General features: G+C 59.6%; 17 protein-coding genes. 8 read left to right on the top strand and 9 right to left on the bottom strand.

The window, feature by feature from the left end; all coding sequences use genetic code 11:
• Positions 1-60 precede the first annotated feature (60 nt).
• The 7 genes from BLU52_RS18815 to BLU52_RS18785 form a co-directional block, all read right to left on the bottom strand.
• A complete protein-coding gene (locus BLU52_RS18815) occupies positions 61-294 on the bottom strand; it encodes a hypothetical protein (protein WP_090285743.1) in 234 nt (77 codons plus the stop codon).
• Between the two features lie 381 nt (positions 295-675).
• On the bottom strand, positions 676-1,995 hold the full coding sequence (locus BLU52_RS18810; RefSeq protein ID WP_090285740.1) for an MFS transporter: 1,320 nt from the start codon (positions 1,993-1,995) through the stop codon (positions 676-678).
• Between the two features lie 370 nt (positions 1,996-2,365).
• Positions 2,366-3,694: a sigma-54-dependent transcriptional regulator gene (locus tag BLU52_RS18805; protein WP_090285737.1), complete on the bottom strand. Its 1,329-nt coding sequence runs from the start codon at positions 3,692-3,694 to the stop codon at positions 2,366-2,368.
• Positions 3,694-5,454, bottom strand: coding sequence for an ATP-binding protein (locus tag BLU52_RS18800; protein WP_090285734.1), 1,761 nt, complete (start codon positions 5,452-5,454; stop codon positions 3,694-3,696). The genes BLU52_RS18805 and BLU52_RS18800 overlap by 1 nt, the downstream gene beginning before the upstream one ends.
• Before the next feature lie 88 nt (positions 5,455-5,542).
• The gene (locus tag BLU52_RS18795; RefSeq protein ID WP_090285732.1) at positions 5,543-8,287 is read right to left on the bottom strand and encodes an RHS repeat domain-containing protein; all 2,745 of its coding nucleotides are present in this window, start codon (positions 8,285-8,287) and stop codon (positions 5,543-5,545) included.
• Complete coding sequence (locus tag BLU52_RS18790; RefSeq protein WP_090285730.1) at positions 8,284-12,747, bottom strand: SpvB/TcaC N-terminal domain-containing protein; 4,464 nt, start codon at positions 12,745-12,747, stop codon at positions 8,284-8,286. Before BLU52_RS18790 ends, BLU52_RS18795 begins: the two co-directional genes overlap by 4 nt.
• Before the next feature lie 200 nt (positions 12,748-12,947).
• Entirely contained in the window at positions 12,948-14,471 is a 1,524-nt protein-coding gene (locus BLU52_RS18785) for a fumarate hydratase (RefSeq protein WP_090285728.1), read from the bottom strand.
• A gap of 435 nt (positions 14,472-14,906) precedes the next feature.
• Here BLU52_RS18785 and BLU52_RS18780 point away from each other — a divergent pair, with 435 nt between their 5' ends.
• Genes BLU52_RS18780 through BLU52_RS18770 form a run of 3 tightly spaced genes read left to right on the top strand, consistent with a single transcriptional unit; the run spans position 14,907 to position 17,718 of the window.
• Positions 14,907-16,013: a GGDEF domain-containing protein gene (locus BLU52_RS18780; protein WP_090285725.1), complete on the top strand. Its 1,107-nt coding sequence runs from the start codon at positions 14,907-14,909 to the stop codon at positions 16,011-16,013.
• Complete coding sequence (locus tag BLU52_RS18775) at positions 16,006-16,941, top strand: iron-sulfur-binding ferredoxin reductase (protein WP_090285722.1); 936 nt, start codon at positions 16,006-16,008, stop codon at positions 16,939-16,941. The genes BLU52_RS18780 and BLU52_RS18775 overlap by 8 nt, the downstream gene beginning before the upstream one ends.
• 27 nt (positions 16,942-16,968) lie before the next feature.
• The gene (locus BLU52_RS18770; protein ID WP_090285718.1) at positions 16,969-17,718 is read left to right on the top strand and encodes an enoyl-CoA hydratase-related protein; all 750 of its coding nucleotides are present in this window, start codon (positions 16,969-16,971) and stop codon (positions 17,716-17,718) included.
• Between the two features lie 408 nt (positions 17,719-18,126).
• Here BLU52_RS18770 and pyk read toward each other — a convergent pair whose 3' ends face one another.
• Entirely contained in the window at positions 18,127-19,578 is a 1,452-nt protein-coding gene (gene pyk / locus BLU52_RS18765) for a pyruvate kinase (RefSeq protein ID WP_090285716.1), read from the bottom strand.
• Positions 19,579-19,747: 169 nt separating this feature from the next.
• On the opposite strand from pyk, the gene BLU52_RS18760 reads away from it, so the two are divergent.
• From BLU52_RS18760 to BLU52_RS18745, 4 genes are all read left to right on the top strand, one after another.
• Positions 19,748-20,134, top strand: a complete 387-nt coding sequence (locus BLU52_RS18760; RefSeq protein ID WP_090285713.1) for a tetratricopeptide repeat protein — start codon at positions 19,748-19,750, stop codon at positions 20,132-20,134.
• A gap of 226 nt (positions 20,135-20,360) precedes the next feature.
• Entirely contained in the window at positions 20,361-20,720 is a 360-nt protein-coding gene (locus tag BLU52_RS18755; RefSeq protein ID WP_090288622.1) for a PilZ domain-containing protein, read from the top strand.
• Positions 20,721-20,843: 123 nt separating this feature from the next.
• A complete protein-coding gene (locus tag BLU52_RS18750) occupies positions 20,844-21,140 on the top strand; it encodes a transposase (protein ID WP_090285711.1) in 297 nt (98 codons plus the stop codon).
• Positions 21,137-21,970, top strand: coding sequence for an IS3 family transposase (locus BLU52_RS18745; RefSeq protein WP_090285708.1), 834 nt, complete (start codon positions 21,137-21,139; stop codon positions 21,968-21,970). Before BLU52_RS18750 ends, BLU52_RS18745 begins: the two co-directional genes overlap by 4 nt.
• A 68-nt stretch (positions 21,971-22,038) precedes the next feature.
• Here BLU52_RS18745 and BLU52_RS18740 read toward each other — a convergent pair whose 3' ends face one another.
• Complete coding sequence (locus tag BLU52_RS18740; RefSeq protein WP_090285704.1) at positions 22,039-22,416, bottom strand: DUF6124 family protein; 378 nt, start codon at positions 22,414-22,416, stop codon at positions 22,039-22,041.
• A gap of 322 nt (positions 22,417-22,738) precedes the next feature.
• Between BLU52_RS18740 and BLU52_RS18735 the strand changes: the two genes are divergently transcribed.
• Positions 22,739-25,924 carry an Ig-like domain-containing protein gene (locus tag BLU52_RS18735; protein ID WP_090285702.1) on the top strand — a complete coding sequence of 1,062 codons (3,186 nt, stop codon included), beginning with the start codon at positions 22,739-22,741 and terminating at the stop codon, positions 25,922-25,924.
• Positions 25,925-25,965 lie beyond the last annotated feature (41 nt).

Genomic DNA, 25,965 nt, shown 5'->3' with positions numbered 1-25,965 from the left:
TTGTGATGCCCGAAATGATCAAGCCCGGCGAAGGCCGGGCTTTGGCGCAACTGCGTTTAATCAGCTGATTGCGTCGGCAGTACCGGTTTTGTCGAAACCATCGGCGGCGACGGTTTTGCCGATGTGGGTCTTGTCGAAACCGTCCGCGGCATAAGTGCTCGAATGGCTGGTTTCGATGGCTGCAGTTTCGCCGGAAATGAAGTCGGCGGATTTGGTTCTGTCCGAACCATCGGCAGCGAAGGTGTTGGCAGCCAGTACGGAAAGGGTCAGGGCAAGCATCAGTCGGGTTTTCATGGCGGTTACTCCGGATGGGTTGGCGTGTGTGTCCTGCATGGGTTTTATGCTACGCCAATTAAGTTGATCAAAAAGTGCAAAAATAGGCTAATAACTATCGATTAACTTGATGTTAAGCGCGACGCATATTTTCCGCTTTCGTCGCAGGAGCGAGCGTCGCGCAGGTCATCGATCAGGTAGGGGCAGGATGTGGTGGCGGGATTAATTAGCGATTAATCGATTTCAGGGGGAGGTTGATTCTTAAGCCTGTAGATCGTGGAGCCCTATCGCGAGCAGGCTCACTCCTACAAGGGATTGGTGTCGACCACCGATCCAATGTGGGAGCGAGCCTGCTCGCGATGGGGCCATCAACGCCACCGTTGCAGTGCGCTGTGAACCCGATCAGTCCGTCACGATGCGCGAGTGCTTCTGGGTGTCTTTCATGGTGATGTACACCAGCAACGACACGGCAATGCACGCGGTCACGTACCAGTAGTAACCGGTTTCCATGCCGATGCTCTTGAACCACAGCGCGATGTATTCGGCGGTACCGCCAAAGATCGACACGGTCAGCGCGTACGGCAGGCCGACACCCAGGGCGCGGATCTCGGTCGGGAACAGTTCGGCTTTGACCACCGCGTTGATCGAGGTGTAGCCGCTGACGATGATCAACGCTGCCATGATCAGGAAGAACGCGCCCCACCAGGTCTGGATGGTGTGCAGGGTCATCAGGATCGGTACGGTGAAGATCGTCCCCAGGACACCAAACGCGATCAGGATCGGACGACGACCGATCTTGTCCGACAGGCCACCGATGATCGGTTGCAGGCACATGAACAGAAACAGCGTGGCGGCGGAAATGGTGGTCGAGTCGGAAATGCTCATGCCCACCGTGTTCACCAGGTACTTCTGCATGTAGGTGGTGTAGGTGTAGAACGCCAGGGTGCCGCCCATGGTCAGGCCGACCACGGTCAACAGCTCTTTGGGATGGCGCATCAAGGTGCGCATGGCGCTTTCTTTGGACTTCTCTTTCTTGGTGAACGACTCGGTTTCTTCCATGCCGCGACGCAGGTAGAGGGCAACCACGGCACACAACGCACCGATGGCGAACGGGATGCGCCAGCCCCACGCGTACAGCTGTTCAGTGGTCAGCGTGTTTTGCAGCACGATCAGCACGCCCAGCGCAATGAGCTGGCCGGAGATCAGGGTCACGTACTGGAAGCTGGAGAAGAAGCCGCGACGTTCTTTGGTGGCCATTTCCGAGAGGTAAGTGGCCGAGGTGCCGTATTCGCCACCGACCGACAGGCCTTGCAGCAGACGGGCGAACACCAGCAGGATCGGCGCGCCGATGCCAATGGTTTCGTAGTTCGGGCTCAGTGCGATCAGCAGCGAGCCGAAGCACATCAGGTACACCGAGGCCATCAGGGCTTTCTTGCGGCCGACCTTATCGGCGTACATGCCCATCAGCCAGCCACCGATCGGACGCATCAGAAAGCCGACGGCGAAGATCGCTGCAGTGTTCATCAATTGCGCAGTGGTGGAACCGGCGGGAAAGAAGGTTTTTGCGAAGTACAGCGAGAAGGCGGCATACACATACCAGTCGTACCACTCGACCATGTTGCCGACGGAACCGCTGAAGATCGATTTGATCCGGCTGGCGGTGGTTCTTGTTTTGACCGGCGCAGCCGCCGACCCAAGTGGCAGGGCGTTGGAGTTATCCATTGAAGGATCCTTCGTTTAATTGTTTTTGTGGAGCGCGTCGAAACGCAGCCTGCCGGGGCTGTAGCAGGAGCTGTGCCAACGGGGGAGGGCCGGTTTAGAGGGGGTGACGGGAAGGGGTGAGCGGTATATCGCCGAAGGATCTGTTTTGATGAGCGGATTTCCGCTTATTGAGGCGCAAGCCCAAAGCCCCTCACCCTAGCCCTCTCCCGGAGGGAGAGGGGACTGACCGAGGTGTTCTTGGAAGTAACGCCGACCTCGGATACCGAGCCGAACTCAGGTTTTGAATAACATAAAGATCGGCTCCCTTTCCCCTCTACCCCTTGGGGGAGAGGGCTGGGGTGAGGGGGATGGTTCTCAGCCCCACAGAAAATCATTCGGCCAGAAACATCTCCCGACTCAGCCCATGTCGCTGCATTTTTTCATTGAACGTGCGGCGCGGCAGTTGCAGCTCCTCAAGCACCGCTTTCACGTCACCCTTGTGCCGGGTCAGCGCCGCGCGCAGGCACTGCGCTTCGAACGCCTCCTGCTGCGCCGCCAGCGATTGCCCCGGATCGATTCCGGCGACAGGTTCATCCAGCCCCAATACCTGACGCTCGGCAACATTGGCCAGTTCGCGCACATTGCCCGGCCAGTCATGGCTGAGCAGATGGCTCAACTGCGCGCCTGTCAGCGGCGCAATCGTTCGGCCCAGACGCTGGGCGGCATTCTGTGCGAAGGTTTCAAACAGCAGCGGAATGTCTTCGCGCCGCTCACGCAACGGCGGCAAGCGCAGTTCGGCAACGGTCAGGCGATAGGCCAGATCTTCGCGAAAGCGCCCGGCACGGGCCTCATCGAGCAGGTCTGGCTTGGTCGCCGCGACAATGCGCAAGTCGACGCGGATGCTCTGGTTCGAGCCCAGCCGCTCCAGCTTCTGCTCTTGTAACACCCGCAGCAGTTTCACCTGCTGGGCAAGGGGCATGCTTTCGATCTCGTCCAGAAACAGCGTGCCGCCATCGGCATATTCGAGTTTGCCGATGCGCTTGCCGGACGCACCGGTGAAGGCGCCGCTCTCGTGACCGAACAACTCGGCTTCGAACAGTTGCTCGGGAATCGCCGCGCAGTTCAGCGCCACGAACGGCTTGCCGGCGCGCGGGCCGAAATCATGCAGGCAGCGCGCGACCAGTTCCTTGCCGCTGCCGGTTTCGCCACGGATCAGCACGTTGACCGGCAACGCGGCCAGATCCAGCACTTGCCGGCGCAAGGTCTGCAAACCACGGGAGACGCCGAGCAGGGTCGCATCGAGTCTGGTGCGATTGTCGGCCTGCGTATGCAGGGCGCGGTTCTCCAGTACCAGACCGCGTTTGTCCAGCGCACGGCGCAAGCTGCCCAGCAGGCTCTCCGGGCTGAACGGTTTTTCCAGAAAGTCGTAGGCACCGTCGCGCATCGCTTCGACCGCCATTGGCACATCGCCGTGGCCGGTGAGCAGAATCACCGGCAGATCGGCATCGCGTTTCCGCACTTCGGCCAGTAACGCCAGTCCGCCCATGCCGGGCATGCGCACGTCGCTGAGAATCACACCGGCAAAGTGTGCGGGCAGGGCGGCGAGGCAATCTTCGGCGCGGCTGAACAGCTGCACCGCGAACCCGGACAGGCTCAGCCACTGTTCGACGGCGCTGCGAATGCTGCTTTCGTCATCCACCACCATCACCGAATCGAGCATCAGATGTGTGCCTCCAGATCGATTGGCAAAGTCAGGCTGAACACCGCGCCAGCGTCGCCATTCTCGGCGCTCAGGCGCCCGCCGGATTCATGCGCGATAGCGAACGATACCGCCAGGCCAAGGCCCAGGCCATCCCCTACAGGTTTGGTGGTAAAGAACGGGTCGAAGACCTGCGCCAGATGCTCTTCGGCAATCCCGCCGCCATTGTCGCTGACGCTCAGGTGCCACAGTTGCTCATCGGCCTGCAGACGGATTTCCAGACGCTTGCAGGGTTTGCCGTGCATCGCATCCAGTGCGTTGCGCAGCAGATTGATCAACACCTGTTCGAGGCGAATCGCATCACCGCGCACCCACGCCGGGCGGGTCAGGTGCAGCACCAGGCTGACCTGTTCGTCTCGCAGCCGCGCATCGAGCAATTGCAAGGCTTGATCGACCACCGTCGCCAGGTCGAGACGTTCGCGTAAGCCGCTGGGGCTCTTGCGCGCGAAAGTCTTGAGGTGGCCGGTGAGCGCGGCCATGCGCGTGAGCATGTCGTCCACCGGTTTCAGCGCTTTGTAGGCATCGTCGACGCGACCATGTTCGAGCAGCAGGCGCAGCGTCGCCAGTTGCATGCGCTGAGCGGTGAGCGGTTGATTGATTTCATGGGCGAGTGCTGCGGACATCTGCCCGAGCGCGGCGAGTTTGGCCGATTGCACCAGACCTTCCTGCGCGGTGCGCAGGTCGCGGGTGCGTTCCTCCACTAACCGTTCCAGCTCTTCGCGATTGCGCTGGCGGACCTTGGCCAGCCGCCAGCGCTGATTGAGGAACAACAGCAGAAACACCACCGCCAGCCACACCCCGGCAGCGGCCAGCCCGGCGTTGCGTAAATCTTCGAACGCCACTTGCGGGCGGCGCAGCAAATGCAGGGTCCAGCCTTCGGCGGTCAGCGGCAGCGACTCCCAAAGATAATCGGCCGTGCCATCCGGGCCTTCGACGCGGCGCAGGTCGCTGTTGTCATCGAAACGACGCAGCGCCAGGTGCGTCAGCGGCAGCAACGATTGTTTGTCGTACTGCCGCGTGGTTTTGATTTCGGCCATGTCGCTGGCATTCAGCGGCCGCAGCGCGCGGTAGCGCCAGCCCGGCTGATTGGCGATGAAGATGATCCCGCGTGCATCGCTGACCAACAGCGTGTCGCTGCCCTGGCGCCACTCGCGCTCCAGCTCGGGGAATTCCAGCTTGACCACCATCGCGCCGAGAAACTCGTCGTTATCTCCGAGCACGGCGCTGGAGAGGAAATAACCGGGAATCCCGCTGGTTACGCCCACCGCATAGAAACGCCCGCTGCCTTGAGTGCGGGTCTGGCTGAAATACGGACGGAAACCATAGTTGTGGCCGACATAACTGCTCGGCAACCGCCAGTTGCTCGCCGCTACGGCCAATCCGCTGCGATCGAGCAATTCCAGGGTCGAGGACTGTGCCGCGCCGTTGATCTTTTCAAGTTTCAGGTTCAGCGCCGCTTGTTCGTCGGCATCGACCGGGCCGGCCAGTGCCGTACGCAGTTGCGGGTCCAGCGCCAGAACGGCGGGCAGGGCGCGATAGCGATCGATCAGGGTGTGCAGTGAGTTGGCGTACAACCCCAGTTGCTGGTTGGCGCGCGCGGCGTCTTCTTCCAGCGCCTGACGCTCGGCATGGCGCATCGCAAGCGTCGCGGCCAGCACCGTACCGGCGATGATCAGCAGGGTATACAACGACAGACGCAGGGTACGGGAAGTCGGCAGCATGCTGGGCGCAAACAGTCAGGAAAGTCGGGCCGAGACCATAGCATGGCCCCGCCCTGAAACGATAAGCACCTTAGCGCGTTACCTCTTTCTAAACCCACGTTGGCTTCGAACTCGAGCGCTTAGGAGCGAGATTGTTTCGCCTACGCACGCTGGAATGTGTACTGCCGGAAGACGTCGAACTTCTGCCGGAAGACGTCGAACCTCTGCGGGACGAGCCGGGACTATTTGTGGGTGTTACGGCTGCTACGGCTGCTACGGGTGGTGGCCGCATCAGATCAATTTTTTCGAGCATGCCCATGCTTCGCCAAGTGACCCCAGCCAGCTCTTCCGCCTCCACTACCTGCGCACGCAAAGCGTCCAGTGCCTTTTTCGTCGGGTCGGCCACTAACTGATAATCGTTGATCCGCTGTTCTGCGGCGTCCATCAATACGCCACCCCGCTGGTCATTTTCTGCCTGGAGCACGGTGCCCCTCCAGTCATCGATGAGTCCGCCTAGCACTGGCCCTAGAATCATGCTGGCGATGGTCGCTGCCCCGGTGATGCCGTCGGTGACCATGGTATACGTTCGGTTGGCAGCCTGCGTGACATCGACGGGCGGCAATTCTCCATCGCCATCCGGGTCCCATGTGTTGGCGGGAGACCAGCCGGGGTTGAACATTATGGCGTTTAATGCGAGTCGCACGGATAAAGTCAAAATGGGGCTGATGATGGCTGCGCTGGTCATGGACATTCCGCCCACAGGCACCAGCGTTAGCCCCACCCTGGAGTTGGCGAATGACAGCGCTGCCGCCTTGGCCCGCTCGCTCCATGTAAGTTCGGGGTCAGGGGGAAGGCGCCCGGGGGGATTGGCCTGGGGATCGGTTACCAAAGTTGGAACGCTTGCCGAAGACGATCGGCGCGAGGAGCCGGGAGTGGGGATGGTAATGCTGGTTTGTGAAGCTCTTCTGGTTTGTGGAGGCGTCGTGACCGCCCCTTGTTGGTCGACAAAGTTGATCGGGTTGTTATGGGTCATGCAATACAGATTCAAGCCATCTGCGATTCCGTGTCGGTCCGGTTGCGTCCAGCGACCCAGCCACGGCGCATAATAGCGCTCGCCATAATAGTAGAGCCCGCTGCGATCCAGTTCCTTGCCGCTGTAGCGGATGGTTTTGTAATCGACCTCTATATCGGTGAGCGACAGGAAACAGGCAGTCGCGCCGAATGGAAAGAATTGCTCGTGGCTGATCATCTGCCCGGTTTGATCAAGTTCGATCAGGCATGAATTCAGGTGATCGTTCAGGCCGTATCGCAATTGCGTACTGCCAATGTTTGCCGGATCGTTTTCCCAGTAAAGACAACGCACAGTGCCCGCGCCGGTGGTGACGGTGATGGCATGCAGCTCTTCACCATTGTCCTTGCTAGAGATCTCAAGCCCCGGCAGATAACGTACCAGGTGAAAGTGGCTGGTGTTGTTGCCGTAGTGTTCGTAGCGTTTGCACACTCTCACGCCTTCGCTGTACCAGCATTGCTCCGCGTCTTCCCGACCGTCGGCACGGGAGATCATGACCACCGATTGCAACTCATCGCGGCTGTTCCACCGCAACGGCTGGCCTGGCAATCGTTCCAGCAGGTTGCCGTGCGGGTCAAACAACCGGCTGAAGTCCGGAGGCGGATCGTCGGCTTCCTGCGATATGCCTCGATTGCTGTGGGGGTCGATCAGGATATGTCGGGTATGGCTTGCCCCCTCGCGCACTTGAATGATTTTGATCAGATTGCCGCCGTGGTCATATTCGTAGTTCTGGAGGTAGTTACGCAGGTCTGCGGGGTCGCAGGATTGCGCACGGACCGGTTGTGGCAGTGCGGCGGCACTGCAACCGGTAGCGCTGCTCAGTTGATACAGCGAGTCGTAGGTGAAGGTGCGCGTGCCGTCGCAGCGCTGATTGGCGAAATAAACCGGCTTGACGGCGGCATCGAAGATCCGGGTGATCATTCCCATGGGATCGTACCTGTACTCAAGGTCCTGGATGAACGGTTCGCTGCCTTTCTGTGCCCATTGCCTGACGAGGAGGGAATTGGCCGGGTCGTAATCCCAATGAACGCTGACGCCGTTGCCATTTTGTTGCGTGACAAGCTGTCCGGCGGCGTTGTATTGCGCGTCGATAAGCACCCCCCGTTCGACCCCGTTTTTCAGGATCAGAGAGGTGGCTTTGAGTTGCCCGGCCAGATCATAAAGCATCGTCTGTTGATGCTGGCCGGCATCTGTCAGCGCTGTGACCGCACCCAGCGGATCAAAGGTGCGTTGGCTGGTGAACGATTTCTCATCGTGAAAGGTTCGGGTTTCTCGCTGGGAGTGTCCGGCGAGGCTGTAGCTGTGCACTTCCATGCAGCCTGAGGGATCAGTCAGTCGCTGATGTCGTCCGCGCAGGTTGTTGCCGACATCCGCCGAGGCATCGGCGTATTCGAATACTTCATCGTCCTGGGGAATGGCTGTGTTGTTGACACTCAGCAGGCGCAGTTGCCGGTCGTAAGTCATGAGCCAGACCGCACCGCGATCATCCCAGCGCTGCAGTGTCTGACCTGCCAGCCCTGGCAGGCTCAAACGCATACCGGCATCGACGCTGTCTGTTCTCAATGGCTGATCCGACAATGAGTACACGGTTACCAGGCAGGGGCCGGCAAGACGTGGATCCCATTGGGCAACGCTGCGTCCGGCCAGATCCTGTTTCATGCGCGTGATCCGGGACATTGGCAGGTCATCGGCATTCTTGCGCCAGTAGTCGACCCGCCGCACAGTCAGCCCACGACTGTCGGTGGCTGTCAGGGTTGGCGTACGATGATGGACGTGACTGTTCATGACAGTTCTTCTGCGGTGTCGTTGAAATCCTCATTGATTAAAAACCAGGAATGATAAGTCTTGCGGGAAAAGTCGCCCTTGGCGTTGACCAGCTTGATCGGACGACCCGGTGCGTCATACAACAGCTGATCGAAGAGCCCGAGCGCGCGCAGGGATTGATCATTGACGTAGCGGTGTGTGTTGGCGAAAAACGGCCGGTATTGGCGCTGCGGGAGACCTTTGTTGTTGTATTCGACGCGTTCGCTGATACGCCAGCGTGTCTGCGTCGGTTGCTCACCTTCTTCGATGAGCAGTTCACCATCCTCAGCCACCACATAAGCCAGCCCCGGGTCGACCTTTTGCTGGGTTTGCAATACCCGACCAAAGCCGTCGACGCAGGTTTTGACAATCTGGATCTGTGCCTTGACGGTGTCGTAGGGGTAGCGGTCGGCGGTGAGCATCACGGTGTGTACCGGCTCTCGGTAAGCCAGTTCAATGGCTGCACGCAATTGCTGGTCTTCAGGCGTCAGGACGTGGTTTTGCCCAAGCCGGCGACGTGCGCTGGCACGGATTTGCCCGCCAGGCAAAAGGTCGCCTTGCTTGATCGCCCGGGCCTGAAGCGTGGAGGCAGGTATCAGGCCCATCCAGCTGAACAGGTTTTTGTGCAGGGTACTCGCTGCGTGTCCTACGGTATCTTCCGGATACAGAATGGCGTGTTCCGGACTGGGGTCCGGCAAGGTCCAGTCATCGGTCAGCTTGTCGAAGCCGGCAGGTTTGCCATCCTCGGTACCGTGAAAGCTGATGACCAGCGGCTGACCGGAGGGCTCGTAGATGACTTCTTCAGTGTTGTCATTGGCGTCCGTGATCCGCTTGGGTTTGAGGGCGTGGTAATCGAACTCTGCGACCTGGACGGCACAACCGTCGGGCAGTTCCATGCGCATGACGGTCAGGTAGTGTGGATCATATTTGGCTTTGGTCACGCCATGGCTTGGCGTTTCGTTGAAATCGAGCACTTTGTAGAACGCTTGCAAATCGCCGTACCGAGCCAGATTGAACCGCGACGACCAGAGGTTTTGTTCCTCGCGCAGCATCGCTTCGAACAGCAGCGGCATGGGCGAGTAACCAATTGCGCGGAGGGCCTCACGGATGTCCAGATCCGGCACAATGCTGTAAGCGTCCAGCGCGGTCTTGTCCAGTAAGGCAAGCTCCAGAGAATGCAACAGAGCTTCGAATCCGGCGACGCCGTCCTCCAGTTCAATACCCTCTACGTCCACGTAGCGCTGTATGGATTGCGAAGTCAGTACCCGTTCGATAGCCCATTCTGGCGAGTCCTCAAGCGTTCTCAACGATTCGAAAGATACCTGTGCCGGGGTCAGCTCGCCGGGGAGCGTACCTTTGGTCAATTTCAGCGCATTGCTCCGTTCCTGATACGGCAAGCCCAATCGCCATTGCTGTGGCTCAGTCAGGTTGATCGGACGCGCACGGGTTTCACTGAGATAAAAGTATTGCTGCGCCTCGTCATGGGCGTCGCGCCACCACTGGTTCAGATGGTCTTCGGTGAAGGGGGGCGGGCTCTGGGCGGTCAGCCTGCGCGCATAGTTCACGGTAAATGCGTGAGTCGCGGCGCCATAAGCATCCCAGCGCAGGGTGACATCGTGGCGGCACAGCGGGTCATTGATAAAACCATCGTACTGATAACTGATGGCTTCGACCTGAAAGGGCAGCAGAACAGCGGCTGCATATTGGCCCTTCGGCCGCACCTCGCGAACCAGATAGCGCTTTTGCTCTACCGAGTACAGCGTGGCTGCAGCAGAGACTTGCGCATCTGGCTGGTAGGCAAATGTCTCTGTTCGGGCAACTGAGCCGACCAGCGCCTGCGCGATTCGATAGCGAGTCTCGGAGTCTTCGGGAGTAACGGGCTCATCGATTTCACCTTTGGGGTGGTAACGACTGAACAGGGTTTCGCCCAACGGGCAGGCGTCCACGTCCGCGCTGAAATAATCGTCGCCGGAGCGATTCATTTCCTGCCCGTTGTGAAACCAGGTGCATGTTTGCATCGGCTCGTTGAAGCCAGGCTCTGAAGGATCGGTTCCAACCTCGCAGTCAAGTTGCTGCAAATAGCCGAACCCACGAAATTCCCGTCCCCTGCCGTCGTAGAACCCTTCGCGCCAGATAAACGACTGGGTCAACCGGTTGCCGGTGATCTCGTCGTACTGCTCCTGCTTTTTTACGACGGCCAGCGGAAACGGCAGATGACATACCGGTGCACGCTCAAGCGCCAGCAGCCGTTCCTTTTCATCCAGCCATTCCTGAGCCGAGCTGCGATAAGTCACGTTGCTGGAGCAACCCATGTTGTTGTTACTGTTGACCAGCAGATAGGGCTTGGCCGCAACAAAATCGTAGCGCCAATGCCGAGGCTCGATATGCGGTACCGTCAGAATCAGGCTGGCGCAACCAAGGCCTTGCAGATCGGCGAAACTGACCTGGCACGAACGGTCATAGCGCACCTCTTCGGGCCACGGCACGCTGACGGGAATCTGTTGCAGACCATTGCCGCCGTGGTTCAGGTAAATGTCGAAGCCCTCGGATTTCAGATAGATCAACGTCGGCGCACCGGAACCATTGAGGTCGGCCAGACGCACTCGCGAGGCGTCGAATTCTTCATAGGTGAATGGCAGGGCACCGATCTTGCGACCTTTACCGAATTTACCGTGACCAAGATTCGGCCAGCAGCGGACCTCGTCATGGCGGATGCGGCACAACTCAGGCATGTCGCTGCCGAGCAGGTTACCCAGAAGCACCAGTTCGGTTCGCGAGTTGCTGAAAACCGGCAGACGGTCGTCATCGTATTCATGGGGTATTTCTTGGGCGGCGGCGAAGCCTTTTTCCCGCAGGCTGGCATAGATACGCACACGGTCGGGGCTGATGGTGGCCGCCGACATCAGGCCGTCGCCGCAAAAATCCCCCATGAACAAGCCCAGATTCTGGTGTTCCACGGGAAACTTGTCGAACACGCTGAACAGCTCGAATTGTCGCTGCGCATTCAGCGCATGGAACCCGCAGTAACCCAAGCGGGCGGTGATCAGGTCCAGGCGCCCGTCGCCGGTCAGATCAAGCAGTTGTGCCACGGCGCGGCTACGATCGGCCACCGGAATCTTGTCCAGCAAAGCCCAGGGGCCGTAACCGATCAGTTCAGTGCCAGGCGCCGCGCGCAGCGGTTCACGGTAATACCAGGCGTTGTCGTAGCGGCAGAGAAAGCCCGGCACGCCCTCGCCATACAGATCGACGCATTGGTAGAACCCGCCGTCTTCGATGCCCGGTTGAGTCTCGTTTTCCAGCAGGCGTGCAGGTGTCTTGTTGATCTCGAAGGGCGAGTATTCGAACTCTACCGGCGGTGAATGCTCGACATTGCCTTGCGCATCGAAGGCCTGATAGTGCGCCGCGGTGATCTGGCTGTAGGCCCACTGCGCAATGTTCTGGATCGGTCGATATTCCAGCAGCAGGCGACGGGCAAGTTTCGCCTCTGTCGCCAGGCCCTCGGGGAAGTGATGAAACATCAACACTTGCTGGCACAGCCTGCGAGTGCTCAATTCAAAGCCCTGGCCATAGGTGAAAAACGGATCAGGTCGCAGCTGCCAGCGGTTCACTTCATCGTAGCTCGGAACCTCCGTCAACGAAGTGCTGCGCTCGCCGTAATCGAACACCAGTTGAAAATGCCATGGCAGATCCGTCGGCCGCTCGGTGTCCCAGCAATAGAGGCGGTCGCTCGCCGTGGCATTGCCGTAACACACCCGGCGCAGATAACGCTGGGCGCGGTAGTCGTGAATGGGGTCTTGCTCGTCAGGCTGATCGTCCGGCTTGTACTCGTAGCAGATGTGTTCGCCATGGGCGTTCATGCTTTCACACAGCAGCCAGCTACTGATGCGCGATTCGTCGTCGGGGTCGGCACGGCGTGAGGCGGTGGTTTTGCCGTAGACATGCAACGTGCCGTCGGCCACATGCGCCAGCCAGAAGGGCGCGCCACCGTCAACCGGATGCCAGCATTCGCGCAGGGAAAAATCACTTTCAATCCGCGCCCGGTAAGACAGGACATTGTGCTCGGCAACAGGGACGCCGAGGTAACTGTTTTCGCTGCGCCACTTCAGGTTGCCGTGGTCATCCAGCTCCGGCATCCAAACTTCACCGTCATGACCGATGATTTCGTCGTGCCCGGTGTAGCGCGGTACGCCCTTGTTGGTGCGTCGGCTGATCTGGCTCAGGCCCGCCAGATTCCAGCCGAGGCCAAATGCGCTGTTACCGCTCTGGCTGCTGCAGGACAGTGTCAGTTGCGGATCACACCCGCGCCCGGCCGACGCCGGAACGGGCAATTCGATACCTGTGGTGCCGGTCGGGCCAACGGCGCTCCAGCTCTTGCCGATGGTGGCGATCGATGAGCTTCGGGCGATGGAAGGAGCAGTGATGTCGAGGTCTTGATTGGCCATGGTCGAATCCATTCGCGCTAAGTAGGGCGTATGGATAGACGCTAACAGGAGTAAGCGGGAAACGGACCTGTCAGATCTGACAGGTGCGCAAGACTGTTTTGTGTGCTTGGCCCACGTTTTTATCGCCAAATGCAAGCACAAGCAAAAACGACCGGGTCATCACTGTGGATGAACCGGCCGTTTTCATTCAGGCAAAGCGCTTATTGCACTTCGACTGCCAGGCTTTCGCTGATCTTCTGTTGCCAGATCGCAGGACCGGTGATGTGTACCGACTCGCCTTTGCTGTCAACCGCGACGGTGACCGGCATGTCCTTGACCTCGAACTCGTAGATCGCCTCCATGCCCAGCTCGGCAAACGCCAGCACCTTGGACTTCTTGATCGCTTGGGCGACCAGGTAAGCGGCGCCGCCGACAGCCATCAGGTACACGGCTTTGTTGTCCTTGATCGCCTCGATTGCGGTCGGGCCACGCTCGGATTTGCCGATCATGCCCAACAGGCCGGTCTGCTCGAGGATCTGGCGGGTGAACTTGTCCATCCGCGTCGCGGTGGTCGGGCCAGCCGGGCCAACCACTTCGTCACCAACCGGATCGACCGGGCCGACGTAGTAGATGAAGCGACCTTTGAGATCCACCGGCAGGGTTTCACCTTTGTTGAGCATCTCGACCATGCGCTTGTGCGCCGCGTCGCGACCGGTGAGCATCTTGCCGTTGAGCAGCACGGTTTCGCCCGGTTTCCAGCTCTGCACGTCTTCCGGGGTCAGGGTGTCGAGGTTGACGCGACGGGCCGACGGGCCGGCTTCCCAGACGATTTCCGGGTAGGCGTCCAGCGGTGGCGCTTCCAGCGAGGCCGGGCCGGAACCGTCGAGCACGAAGTGCGCGTGACGGGTAGCGGCGCAGTTGGGGATCATGCACACCGGCAGCGAAGCCGCGTGGGTCGGGTAATCCATGATCTTCACGTCGAGCACGGTGGTCAGGCCACCGAGGCCCTGGGCGCCGATACCCAACTGATTGACCTTCTCGAACAGCTCCAGACGCATTTCCTCGATGCGGTTCTGCGGGCCACGGGCCTTCAGTTCGTGAATGTCGATGGATTCCATCAACACTTCCTTGGCCATCACCGCGGCTTTCTCGGCGGTGCCGCCGATGCCGATGCCGAGCATGCCCGGCGGGCACCAGCCGGCGCCCATGGTCGGAACGGTCTTGAGCACCCAGTCGACGATCGAGTCGGACGGGTTGAGCATGGCCATTTTCGACTTGTTCTCGGAACCGCCGCCCTTGGCCGCCACGTCCACTTCCACGGTGTTACCCGGAACGATGGAGTAGTGAATCACCGCCGGGGTGTTGTCCCTGGTGTTCTTGCGAGCACCCGCCGGGTCAGCGAGGATCGAAGCCCGCAGGACGTTTTCCGGCAGGTTGTAGGCGCGACGCACGCCTTCGTTGATCATGTCGTCCAGGCCCATGGTGGCGCCATCCCAGCGTACGTCCATGCCGACGCGCACGAACACGGTGACGATACCGGTGTCCTGGCAGATCGGGCGGTGGCCGGTGGCGCACATGCGCGAGTTGATCAGGATCTGCGCCATCGAATCACGGGCCGCTGGCGATTCTTCGCGCAGATAGGCTTCGTGCATCGCCTGGATGAAATCCACGGGGTGGTAATAGGAAATGAACTGCAGGGCGTCGGCAACGCTCTGAATCAGGTCGTCTTGCTTGATCACGGTCATGAGTCGCGCTCCTCTAAAACACGATGGGGCAGCTACAAGCTTCTAGCTTCGAGCGGCAAGTTAAGCATTACGCGGACAGCTTGAGCTTGCCGCTTCAGGCTTGCGGCTTGTAGCTGTCCCTTTGTGGCGCGACGCTAAAAAGGCGCGGCAGTATACCGCGCATCAAAGGGGCGTACACGCGTCGGCGGTCATTCTCGGCGGCAGCTTCAAGCTCCAAGCGTCGAGCAGCAAGTCGAAGCAGTCCGCGGACAGCTTTAGCTTGCCGCTTGAAGCTCGCGGCTTGTAGCTGCCCGTCTGGGCCAGGCAGGCCACACTTTTGACGCCATTTTCCCGGCCCGAAAATCGGTGGTCATTTAGCGACCGGGCCTCTAAAGTGGCAACCGGTCTGTAGAGTAGGACACTCGGTCAGCTTCTTATCGCACGGTGAGTCAACGATTGACCCATAACGCCATTCAACGTCTTTTGCTCAAACGCTTCGCCCTCGCTGCCGCCACCTACGGATTGGCTTTGCTGCTGCTGTGGCTGGCGTTTTTTACTGGTCACTACGAGCAATCCCTCAACGCCGTGAGCATCGGCAGCGCCCTGGTGGTCATCAGCCAGGCGGTGCTGTTCGCCTTGTTCTGGAGCGGGCGCAACCTGCGTTTCGCCGATCCCAGCCTGACCGAAGCGCAAGTGCTGCTCGGACTCGGCTGGCAGACCTGGCTGATCGCCCATCTGGACGAAGCGCGCGGCGTCTTTCTAGTGTTTTACGTGATGATCCTGTTGTTCGGGCTGTTCCACCTCAGTCGACGAGCGTTCGTCCGTTGTGCCTTGCTGGTGTTCTTCAGTTTCGGTGCGATCACCCTGTGGGACGGCTACCAGTTGCGCCTGCGCGAGCCGGCGCTTGCTGCGTTGCAGGTGTGCGTGCTGGCGCTGGTGCTGGCGTGGCTGGTGCTGTATGCGCGCTTCGTTCAGGTTTCGCGGCAACGCCAGCGCCAGCGCCGGTTTGCCTTGCAGGCGCATCAGGACACCCTGCGCGGGATGATGCGCCAGCTTGAGGATCTGGTCGCCACCGATGAGCTGACCGGGCTCTTCAACCGTCGGCACTTCCTGCGCCTGGCCTCGCGCGAACTTAATGCAATGGACAGCGATGTCGTGCATGGCCTGGCGCTGATCGACCTTGACCATTTCAAACGCATCAACGACCTGCACGGCCACGCAGCGGGCGATCAGGTGCTGCAGGCCTTCGCCGGTGTCGCCCAGGCGTGCCTGCGCGACGGCGATGTGCTGGCGCGTTATGGTGGTGAGGAATTCGTCGTGTTGCTGCCCGATTGCGACGCCGAGCGGCTGACCGCGTGCTGCGAGCGCCTGCGTATCGCCTTTACCGATGTGGAACTGGTGGGCTTGAATGTGCGCAATCTGAGTCTGTCGGCCGGCATGACACTGCTCGGCCTCGGCGATGATCTGGACGACGCCTTGCAGCGCGCCGATCAGGCGCTTTACCGAGCCAAGCGCGACGGGCGCAATCGCTGTGCGGCAGCGTGGGAGAACGTCGATGCCTGAACTTCGCGTCGGTGAGCGGCACTGGTCGGTGGCGGCGGGCAGCAACCTGCTCGATGCGCTCAACCAGAACGGCGTCGCCGTGCCTTACAGCTGTCGCGCCGGCAGTTGCCACGCCTGTCTGGTGCAATGCGTGCAAGGCCTGCCCGCCGATAATCGCCCGGACGCCTTGAGCGCCGAGCAGCGTCAGGACGGTTGGCGCCTGGCCTGCCAGTGTCAGGTGATCGAGGACATGGAGGTACACACCTTCGACCCGATTACCGACGGTCGCCCGGCCGTGGTCGAAGCGCTGGACTGGCTCAGCGATAGCGTCCTGCGGCTGCGCCTGACCGCGCAACAGCCACTGCGCTATAGCGCCGGGCAACATCTGGTGTTGTGGATCGGGCAGATTGCGCGGCCCTATTCGCTGGCCAGCCTGCCGCAGGAAGACCGTTTTCTCGAGTTCCACCTGGATTGCCGCCAGCCCGGCGAGTTCAGTGATGCTGCACGAAAGCTTCAGATCGGCGACCCGCTTCGCCTCGGCGAATTGCGCGGCGGCGCCTTGCACTACGACCCGGACTGGCACGACCGACCTTTGTGGCTGCTGGCCGCCGGCACCGGTCTGGGCCCGTTGTTCGGCGTGCTGCGCGAAGCCTTGCGGCAGGATCACCAAGGCGCCATCCGCGTCATACATCTGGCCCATGACGAGCGCGAACACTATCTGGCCAAACCCCTGGCGGCACTGGCTGCGCAGCGCGAAAACCTCAGCGTCGAGTTATGGACGGCGGCCGAGTCAGCCGCCGCTTTGGCGCAACTGCGCCTTGTCTCCCGGCAAACCCTGGCCTTAGTCTGCGGCTCGACCGCCAGTGTCGACGCCTTCGCCAGGCGTCTATACCTGGCCGGACTGCCGCGCAACCAACTGCTGGCCGACGTGTTCCTGAGCCGTGGTTGAGCGCTGATTTCAGACGCGAGACATGCCATGACCGAAGCCATCCTGCTGCACCGCGAACGCGGTTTGCTGAGCCTGCGACTCAATCGCCCGGACAAGAAAAACGCCCTGACCCGCGCCATGTACAGCCGCCTCGCCGAGGCATTGAAGCAGGCCGACAGCGACCCCGAAATCAATGCTGTGCTGATCAGCGGCAGCGCCGAATGCTTCACCGCTGGCAACGACATTGCCGACTTCATCCAGCAACCGCCGAGCGACCTCGACAGCCCGGTGTTCCACTTCATGCTCAATCTGCTCGAATGCCGCAAACCGGTGATCGCCGCCGTGGCCGGTGCCGCCGTGGGTATCGGCACGACCATGCTGCTGCATTGCGATCTGGTCTATGTGGCCCGTGATGCGCGATTGCGCATGCCGTTCGTCAATCTGGGGCTGTGCCCGGAATTCGGCTCCAGCCTGATCCTGCCGCGGCTGCTCGGGCAGGCCAGAGCGGCAGAGCTGTTGTTGCTCGGCGAAGGCTTCAGCGGTGAACAAGCGGCAGCCTGGGGCATCGCTACCGAGGCGTTGAACAGTGGCGAAGCGGCATTGAGCAAGGCGCGGGAAATGGCGCTGCGCTTCGACGAACTGCCGGCTGACGCGGTGCGTATCAGCAAGCAATTGATGCGAGCACCGGATCGTCAATTACTGCGCAAGGTGATAGAGGAGGAGGGCGCGTTGTTTACTCAACGGCTGCGCTCGCCGGAAGCGTTGGCGGCGTTGACCGGGTTTATCAAACGGCATTGAAAAGCCAACCCTCACCCCAGCCCTCCCGAAACGTCGGACCGCCCCGAGGGAGAGGGGGCCGACCGAGGTGTAACGCGTTATACATCGACCTGAAAGAATGGGTTGATTATGGATTCGGCGCAGAGCGATCAGGTCGCTGCAGCCCTGCAATATCCCCCAATCAGTTCCCCTCTCCCCGAGGGAGAGGGGGGCGACCGGGGTGTAATGCGTTATGCATTGACTTGAAAGAATAGGTCGATCAGGGATTCAGCGCAGAGCGATCAGGTCGCTGCAGTCCTGCAATATCCCCCAATCAGTTCCCTCTCCCTCTGGGAGAGGGCTAGGGTGAGGGGCTTTTGCTTTAGCGCTGGCAATAAAAAAGCCCCGCCATTCACATGGCGGGGCTTTCGTGTTTCAGCAGCCGGTCACTCAGACCTGCGGATCACCGACATGCAGAATCTTCATGCCGTTGGTGCCGCCGGTGGTGTGGTAGCTGTCGCCCTTGGTCAGGATGACCCAGTCGCCTTTTTCCACGACGCCGCGCTTGGTCAGTTCGTCGATGGCTTTCTGGCTGACTTCGTGCGGTTCCAGCGAGGCTGGATCGAACGGGATGGTGTAGACGCCGCGGAACATCGCCGCGCGAGCCTGGGCTTCGCGGTGCGGGGTGAACGCGTAGATCGGCACCGAGGAGCGGATGCGCGACATGATCAGCGGGGTGAAGCCACTTTCGGTCAGGGCGATGATCGCTTTGACGCCCGGGAAGTGGTTGGCGGTGTACATGGTTGCCAGCGCAATGCTTTCGTCGCAGCGGGTGAATTCCTTGCCGATGCGGTGGCTGGAGGTTTTGCCGGTCGGGTGCTTTTCAGCGCCGACGCAGATACGCGCCATCGCCTGCACGGCTTCCAGCGGGTACAAACCAGCGGCGGATTCTGCCGAGAGCATTACGGCGTCGGTGTAGTCGAGCACGGCGTTGGCCACGTCGGAGACTTCGGCGCGGGTCGGCATCGGGTTCTGGATCATCGACTCCATCATCTGGGTCGCGACGATCACCGCCTTGTTGTGGCGGCGTGCATGCAGAATGATTTTCTTCTGAATGCCCACCAGCTCGGCGTCGCCGATTTCCACACCGAGGTCACCCCGGGCAACCATCACCGCGTCGGAAGCCTTGATCAGGCCGTCGAGGGTTTCGTCGTCGGCCACGGCTTCGGCGCGTTCGATCTTCGCCACCAGCCAGGCAGTGCCGCCGGCTTCGTCGCGCAGTTGACGGGCGTATTCCATGTCGGCGGCGTCACGCGGGAAGGACACGGCGAGGTAGTCGACTTCCATTTCTGCGGCGAGCTTGATGTCGGCCTTGTCTTTTTCAGTCAGGGCCGGTGCGGTCAGGCCGCCACCGCGACGGTTGATGCCTTTGTGGTCCGACAGCGGGCCGCCAATGGTCACGGTGCAATGCAAGGCATCGTCGGTTTGGGTATCAACGCGCATCACCACACGGCCGTCGTCGAGCAGCAGCTCGTCGCCCACGCCGCAGTCCTTGACCAGATCCGGGTAGTCGATGCCGACCACTTGCTGGTTGCCTTCGGTCAACGGATGGCTGGTGGAGAAGGTGAACTTGTCACCGATCTTCAGCTCGATCTTCTTGTTGGCGAATTTGGCGATACGGATTTTCGGGCCTTGCAGGTCACCGAGCAGGGCGACGAAGCGGCCGTGCTTGGCTGCCAGGTCACGCACCAGCTTCGCGCGAGCCTTGTGCTCGTCGGGGGTGCCGTGGGAGAAGTTCAGACGGGCGACGTCCAGACCAGCCAGAATCAGCTGTTCGAGAACTTCCGGCGAGTTACTGGCCGGGCCAAGGGTAGCGACGATTTTGGTACGACGGACGGACATGCAAAGACTCCTGAGTTCAAGCGCCAGCGAAGGCTACTATGCTCGAAGGGTGTAGTCATTGTTCGTTTGCACTACTTATCGTTTTCTTTATTGAACTGACAACTGGCACAAACACTTCTGAAGATTTCTCGGCAGGGGTCGATACAGAGCACAAGACAGGAGAACCCCCATGCGATTGTTGCCCATTGCCGCCCTTGCCCTCAGCGTCCTCGCCGTGACGGGCTGCACCCGTTGGTCGATGAACCATCATTTGAACAACGCCTACAGCGCCTATGATCGCGGCAATTGCGACCAGGTCATGCTCGAGCTGTCCAAGGTCGAACGCGCCAGCCGCGCCCGCCCTTACGTGTGGCCGGAAGTGTCGATGATGCGCGGCCAGTGCCTGGAGCGGCAAAAGCTCTACATTGACGCGGTGCAGACCTACCAGTTCATCATCGCCTCGTACCCCAACAGCGAATACGCCTACCGCGCCCGTGCGCGCCTGGAAACCTTGCAGAGCCTGGGCCATTACCCGACCCGCAGCGCGGCAGCCGTGGTGCGCCCGACGCGTTTCTGATCACAGGTCTCATACAAAATCTGGCCGTGTGTACAGGCTGAGCTATAGTCCAATGACCCGGACAGAGTCATCACTCCAGATCCGGAGCAACACCTGCAACTGGTCAGCGGTAAGGTGACGGCGATTGTGCGACCGGCACACCGGAAGCGGGGAGAGCGGCCCGAGTACGGGACGTTCCGAAGCAAAGGTGCGGCTCCTTGATGGGGCCTTGCATGGCGAGCTGCGCATGTTTACCGACCGCCGGATCGAACGGCATCAGCTGCCGTACTTCCTCAGAGTGTTCAACACCGTCACCGATAAACCGATTGGCTTTCTGGGCAACGTGTCCGATGACGGGCTTATGCTCATCAGTCAATTGCCGATGATGGTCGGTGTCGACTTTCAACTACGCCTGAAAATCCCCGCCAGCGACGGCTGCCCGCAAATCATCGACTTCAGCGCCTGTTGCGTGTGGTGCCATGAAGATGCCACGCCACTGCATTACGACGCAGGCTTCATCCTGCGCCGCGCCCCGGCGGAGTTCGGGCAGCTAGTGCTGGCGCTGCAGCAGTACTTCAGTTTTCAGCCGTTGCCGGCTTCCGCCTGAACAGCAAAAGATCGCAGCCTTCGGCAGCTCCTACAGGGGAACGCATTCCAGATGTAGGAGCTGCCGTGTTGTGGTCGAACTTTTTTAGACCATGATGTAGGAGCCTCGATTTAAGGATGCGTCATGGGATATCGGGTCGTTACGCCTGAAGAAAAAGCAGAGGCTATTCGGTTAGTGGTGGAGATGCATTACTCCGTCCCCAAGGCCTGTGAAGCCACTGGTGTGGGCCTCACAGCTTTGCGTCGCTGGGTTGCTCGTTGGCGTCGACAGCAGAACGAAGTTACTCAGTTGCCACGATTACAGGATCAGGAGCTGATCGAGTCGCTGCAGGCGCAACTGGCGCTGCTTGAGGCCGAGAACCAAGTGCTAAAAAAGCAATTGCCCTCTCATCTAAAGGTTCTGTTCGGTCGAACCAAATGATTGATGGCGTAAAAGGTGCTATGTCAGTTCGGCGCGTATGCTCCGTGCTTGGCATCGCCCGAAGTAGCTATTACATAAACCGCAAAACCAAGCGTTTGAAGCCGGGCCTGCGGTGGCTAAGGCGCAGACTTCGTGCGTTGCATAAAGAACATCGAGAGGTCCTGGGTACTCGAGGGCTCTGCAAAGCGTTGAGAAAGAAAGGGATCTTTATCGGTCGCTATCGAATGCGCTCGTTGATCAAAACTTTCGGCCTGCATCGACGCAGACCACGGTATGCCCACTATCGTCGTGCTACAAAACCGGCAATCGTTGCTCCGAACATACTTGATCGTCGCTTCAATCCGACTCAGCCAGATACGCTTTGGGCAGGCGATATTACCTACATTAGAGTTGGGAATAGCTGGCTTTATCTGGCAGTGGTGATGGATCTTTTTTCACGCAGGATTGTTGGCTGGGCGTGCTCCCGAACTGCCGATGCTGAGCTGGCTGCTAAAGCTCTGAAGTTGGCAGTGTCACTACGCCGACCAATGCCTGAACTGCTGTTTCACTCAGATCAGGGCTGTCAGTACACTGCTGATCGATTTGTCACCTGTTTGGCAGACAACCGGATCGTTCAAAGCATGAGCCGTCGAGGTAATTGCTGGGATAATGCAGTGGTTGAGCGCTACTTCAGGACGCTGAAGCACGATTGGATGCCGGAAAACGGTTATCAAACCCACATTGAAGCGGAGAAGGATGTGATGGACTTCATCTCACATTACAACCATCGCCGTTGCCACTCGGCTTCGAACCACTTGCCGCCTGCGCTGTTTGAGCAGCAGGCGGCCTAATGCTCCTACGGATTGGTTTAAAAAAACTGAACCACTACACCGCAGGCTGCGATCTTTTGATCTTGACATCACGCCACCGCGATCGCCCGCTCCTGATCCAGCGCCTTCTCCGCCAGCAATAACCCCATCTCGCTCAACTGATAGATCGCCCTCGCCAGATGTCGCGGCTTGTCCTCGAGGCTGTCCGCCAGGTCGAGCAGCAGAATGCTGACCGAAGAAAAGGTTTCGTAGGTTTGAATGGCCATCGCTTCGGGGTTGATGTCGGGCGCGACCATGAACATCTGCACGCCGCGATCGACGGAATTGCACGACGGCGCAGCGCCGGGTTTTTTCAGGTAGTGATCGAGGGCTTTTTCAGCGGCCTCGTGGAGTCTGGTGGAATCGGCGGAAGCGTAGGGGGAGGTCGAGTCTTCGGTTTCAGGGGGATTGGGTGTTGGTTTGATCATTGTCTGCACACTCATGGTTGGGGCATCCACCTCTTCGCGACTAAACGAAAGGGTGGCGGCTGTAAGCAGGTTAGTCGACCGGGAGTGCATAAACCGGCGCGCCCTGAGGCGCCCTGCGAACAGCCACCGTGTAGGCAACGGCGCAACCCGCTGTGGCCGGGTGTTAATGGCTGAAGGACGTCAGCATGTTGCGGTGTGGGAATAGTTACCGTTGATCGGGACTGTCAGAGTTGACAGGTGATGGGAAAAATGGAAAGGCATTAGATGGTTTGACGAACTTTTACCTGCAGCATCGCCACCCGGAATAGTCTTGGAGTCAATCATGGATAAAGAAAATGACGACGAAAAACAAGAGCTGCGCGACGGATTACAAGGCGTTTCTGGAACTGCTGATGACACCGAGAGCGTCCCCGCAATCATAGAGCGACGTGGCGAAGGCGATACTGAGCCTGCGAAACCTTTTTTGACTGACCGTCCTCTGGTAGCTCCTGGACCCAAAGCCTTCATTTCTCGACTCAAGGGATATGGGCTAGCAATCCCCAACGTTGGCACATGGCACATCATACAATTTGATTTTCATGGCCCAAACGGAGCATACCAGTCGAGGCAGACAAGGAGCTTTCCTTACGCAACCGATTTCGACATGGCCACCGGACAGTGGGAAATTCATTACAGAAAATATGTCGATAACAGGTGGGGGGATTGGTACAACTCCACTCCCTTTTTTACCGCAGACCGACCGACTATCACTACACCGCCCGGAACGGTTTTCGAGACGGATTACCCGACGATTGAGGGCAAAGGTCTGCCAGGGGCTACTTTTCAGCTCTTTCGCCACCAAGGAAATGCGCTCGGTGCCAAGGTCACGATAGGTCCTTCCGGGGATTGGTCGGTCACTGCAACGGATCCCTTGGCGGAAGGGACCCATCAGATTGCAATTGCACAAACCTACAGTGGCTGGAACGGGACGATCTTCGGTGGCCCACTCTCTATCACGATAAAATTTCCGACGCCAATGGATCCTGTCATTGACTCACCAAGAACGGGTGACGTGATACGAGAGCGCGAACCGGTGATCACCGGTAAGGGCCATAATGGCGCGACAATCAATATCCACAGGGTTAATAACGGAACGCTAATCTATGGAACCGGCACCGTTCAAAACGGACAGTGGAGCATACCGCTGACGACACCGCTCCCCGCTGGACCGTTCACGATGATTGCCGGCCAGATTTCTGCTGGAGAAACGAAATGGTCCAGCAGCGTACCTGTTTCCGTTTTGCCTTATTTGCCTGTCATTACCCAGCCTGCCGACCAATCCTTACAGAGCCGTTCATTCTCGCTCAGCGGAACCGCAGGCGAGGCCGGGGCCACCATGAAGATCTATGTCGATCTGACTGATGTGGTGGTCGGCACGCTTGCATCGGTAACAGGCGATGCCTGGACTGTACCGGTCGTTATCCCGGCCAGTTTCCCCCCCGGGGAAATCCGCCTTGCCGCTGAGCAGACGTTGGGAGTGCCCTCCGATCGAAGCTTTTATCGGTCATTTAAAATAAGGCCTGACAGAGTTGCGTCGCTCTCCGCCACGGTCGACGGCAATGCGAAGGTCACTGTCCAAGGTTCTGGAACCGTAGGTCTTACGCTTGATATCCACTATGTAGGTAACGAAACGCCTATCAAGTCGTTCACCGTGGACAGCAATCCATGGAGCAAGGATTTCCCTGATTGGTTACCCAGTGCTACGCAATACAGTATTGGCGCGCGACAAAGCACCCCAGGCGGCGACAATCAGCCCATCTATTCGGACTGGACGGAAGTGGCGGCGACCTTCACTGTCGCAGTGCCTGTGCCGACATTAAACTATCGCGTCAATTCGGAGGGCATCCCCACCTTCTCGGGAACGGGCAGGAACTGGCCTGAACAGGCGGCTTGCCGAATAGAAGTCCGGTTGAGCAAAACTGGCGTTCCCATTGTGCCCATTGTCGAGGTGACGGGAAGTGGAACCTGGTCTAGTGCAGCATCTGAACGTTGGGCTCCCGGTACTTATTCGGTAACCGCCCAGCAACTGTTTGGGACGCTGCCATCGACATGGGTGCCGGCTATTGCCGTCGTCATACCAGCACCTTTGGTCGTCATCGAGAAAGTGGCCGAGAACGGATTGTTTCCGCAGTTCTCTGGCCAATGCTGGCCGGGAGCTGTGGTGACGATCACGTTCAGTGACAACGATGATCTCCATCCCGTCCCGGACATCGATACTGACGGGAAATGGACATTCCAGCGGCCGGCAGCCTTCAGCCCGGGCAAGTTCACGGCCAGCGCCACGCAGACCTTCGGCGGGCAACCCTCCCACCCGGTGTCCATGCCGTTCGATGTCCCGATGAGCGTACCGGTAATTACTCCACCACCCGGTGGGCAAACGGAATACTTACCTGTGCTGCACGGCACGGGCGGGAACGATGGCTGCCTGATTCAGGTGTTGGACTTTGTGACCCATGAGGTGCTCGGGGAGGTGGTCGCCACAGCTGACGACTGGACGGTTGAACTCACGGAGCTTGATTACACGAGTCATACCGTTTTCGCCATGCAGAGCCTGGGTGACATTAAGTCGGTCGGTGAGCCGGTCATGTTCAACGTGGTTCTGTTTGCACCAACGCTCAACCTTGCATTCTCGCGCACGTCCGTCCCCCGGACCTTCATGGTTGAGGGCTATGCGCGACGGGGGAAGGGGTTCGACCGGACTGAGGTCGAGTTGTACCTCGGCGACGCTATGCAGCCTCGTATCCATCCGCGTTTTGGCGATGGCTATTTCGAACGCCGTGTCACGTTACCGCTGGGCCCCTGCGAGCTAAAAGCCAGACAGTTCTTCAAGGATCAGATATCGCCGTTTACCGATGATGTGGAAATCACGGTCGTTCCCGACAAAGCGCGCATCGAAACGCCCGGCGTTGATGAGGCTGTGGGGCAGCTACTGAATGTCTGCGGATTCGGACACCCCGGCGACACGGTCGTGGTGGCGCTGGCCGCCGCTATCGAACCACTGCTGGGAACGGCAGTCGTCGAGGAGAACGCTACCTGGTTCTGTCAGGTTGTCCTCCCCGAAACGGCGGGTGGACTGTCCATTGTCACTGAGCAGCGCAATGGTATTTACGTCTCGGGATGGTCGACGCCCAGAAAGCTCGAGTTGCTTGACGTAGAGCCACGGTTTACGGCGCCCTCAGAGGGCGCGTGGACGTCTCAAACACCCGGGTTCGCTGGGGACGCACGGACAAACGCAAGCGTTGATGTCTGTGCGTGGTATGACTTGGGGGCGAACTGGGCCGAAAACCTGGACGGCTCTGATGGCAGTTGGGCCGGCACGCCTGAGTATGGTTTGCCTGAAGGCCCGAACTGGTCTCGGGCCGTACAGATCATCGCGGGGAAACGCTCCATGCCAGCCGACAGCAAACGATTCGAAGTGGCGTCGCCTGATGAGACTCCCACGCAAGCCCCTCAACCGCCACTAATCTGACCGGGGGTCATGTCTACTGTCATTTATGACAGTAGACGTTG

Origin of the sequence: Pseudomonas granadensis, from assembly GCF_900105485.1 — a bacterium.
Lineage (GTDB): Bacteria > Pseudomonadota > Gammaproteobacteria > Pseudomonadales > Pseudomonadaceae > Aquipseudomonas > Aquipseudomonas granadensis.
Note: the sequence above shows the minus strand (reverse complement) of the source record. Positions and strands in the feature narration are given on the sequence as shown.

Coding starts and splice junctions, on each gene's coding strand:
- BLU52_RS18740 (WP_090285704.1), bottom strand. CDS start 22,416: ATGATCAAACCAACACCCAATCCCCCTGAAACCGAAGACTCGACCTCC.
- BLU52_RS18810 (WP_090285740.1), bottom strand. CDS start 1,995: ATGGATAACTCCAACGCCCTGCCACTTGGGTCGGCGGCTGCGCCGGTC.
- BLU52_RS18760 (WP_090285713.1), top strand. CDS start 19,748: ATGCGATTGTTGCCCATTGCCGCCCTTGCCCTCAGCGTCCTCGCCGTG.
- BLU52_RS18805 (WP_090285737.1), bottom strand. CDS start 3,694: ATGCTCGATTCGGTGATGGTGGTGGATGACGAAAGCAGCATTCGCAGC.
- BLU52_RS18775 (WP_090285722.1), top strand. CDS start 16,006: ATGCCTGAACTTCGCGTCGGTGAGCGGCACTGGTCGGTGGCGGCGGGC.
- pyk (WP_090285716.1), bottom strand. CDS start 19,578: ATGTCCGTCCGTCGTACCAAAATCGTCGCTACCCTTGGCCCGGCCAGT.
- BLU52_RS18795 (WP_090285732.1), bottom strand. CDS start 8,287: ATGAACAGTCACGTCCATCATCGTACGCCAACCCTGACAGCCACCGAC.
- BLU52_RS18750 (WP_090285711.1), top strand. CDS start 20,844: ATGGGATATCGGGTCGTTACGCCTGAAGAAAAAGCAGAGGCTATTCGG.
- BLU52_RS18770 (WP_090285718.1), top strand. CDS start 16,969: ATGACCGAAGCCATCCTGCTGCACCGCGAACGCGGTTTGCTGAGCCTG.
- BLU52_RS18745 (WP_090285708.1), top strand. CDS start 21,137: ATGATTGATGGCGTAAAAGGTGCTATGTCAGTTCGGCGCGTATGCTCC.
- BLU52_RS18785 (WP_090285728.1), bottom strand. CDS start 14,471: ATGACCGTGATCAAGCAAGACGACCTGATTCAGAGCGTTGCCGACGCC.
- BLU52_RS18790 (WP_090285730.1), bottom strand. CDS start 12,747: ATGGCCAATCAAGACCTCGACATCACTGCTCCTTCCATCGCCCGAAGC.
- BLU52_RS18735 (WP_090285702.1), top strand. CDS start 22,739: ATGGATAAAGAAAATGACGACGAAAAACAAGAGCTGCGCGACGGATTA.
- BLU52_RS18800 (WP_090285734.1), bottom strand. CDS start 5,454: ATGCTGCCGACTTCCCGTACCCTGCGTCTGTCGTTGTATACCCTGCTG.
- BLU52_RS18815 (WP_090285743.1), bottom strand. CDS start 294: ATGAAAACCCGACTGATGCTTGCCCTGACCCTTTCCGTACTGGCTGCC.
- BLU52_RS18755 (WP_090288622.1), top strand. CDS start 20,361: ATGTTTACCGACCGCCGGATCGAACGGCATCAGCTGCCGTACTTCCTC.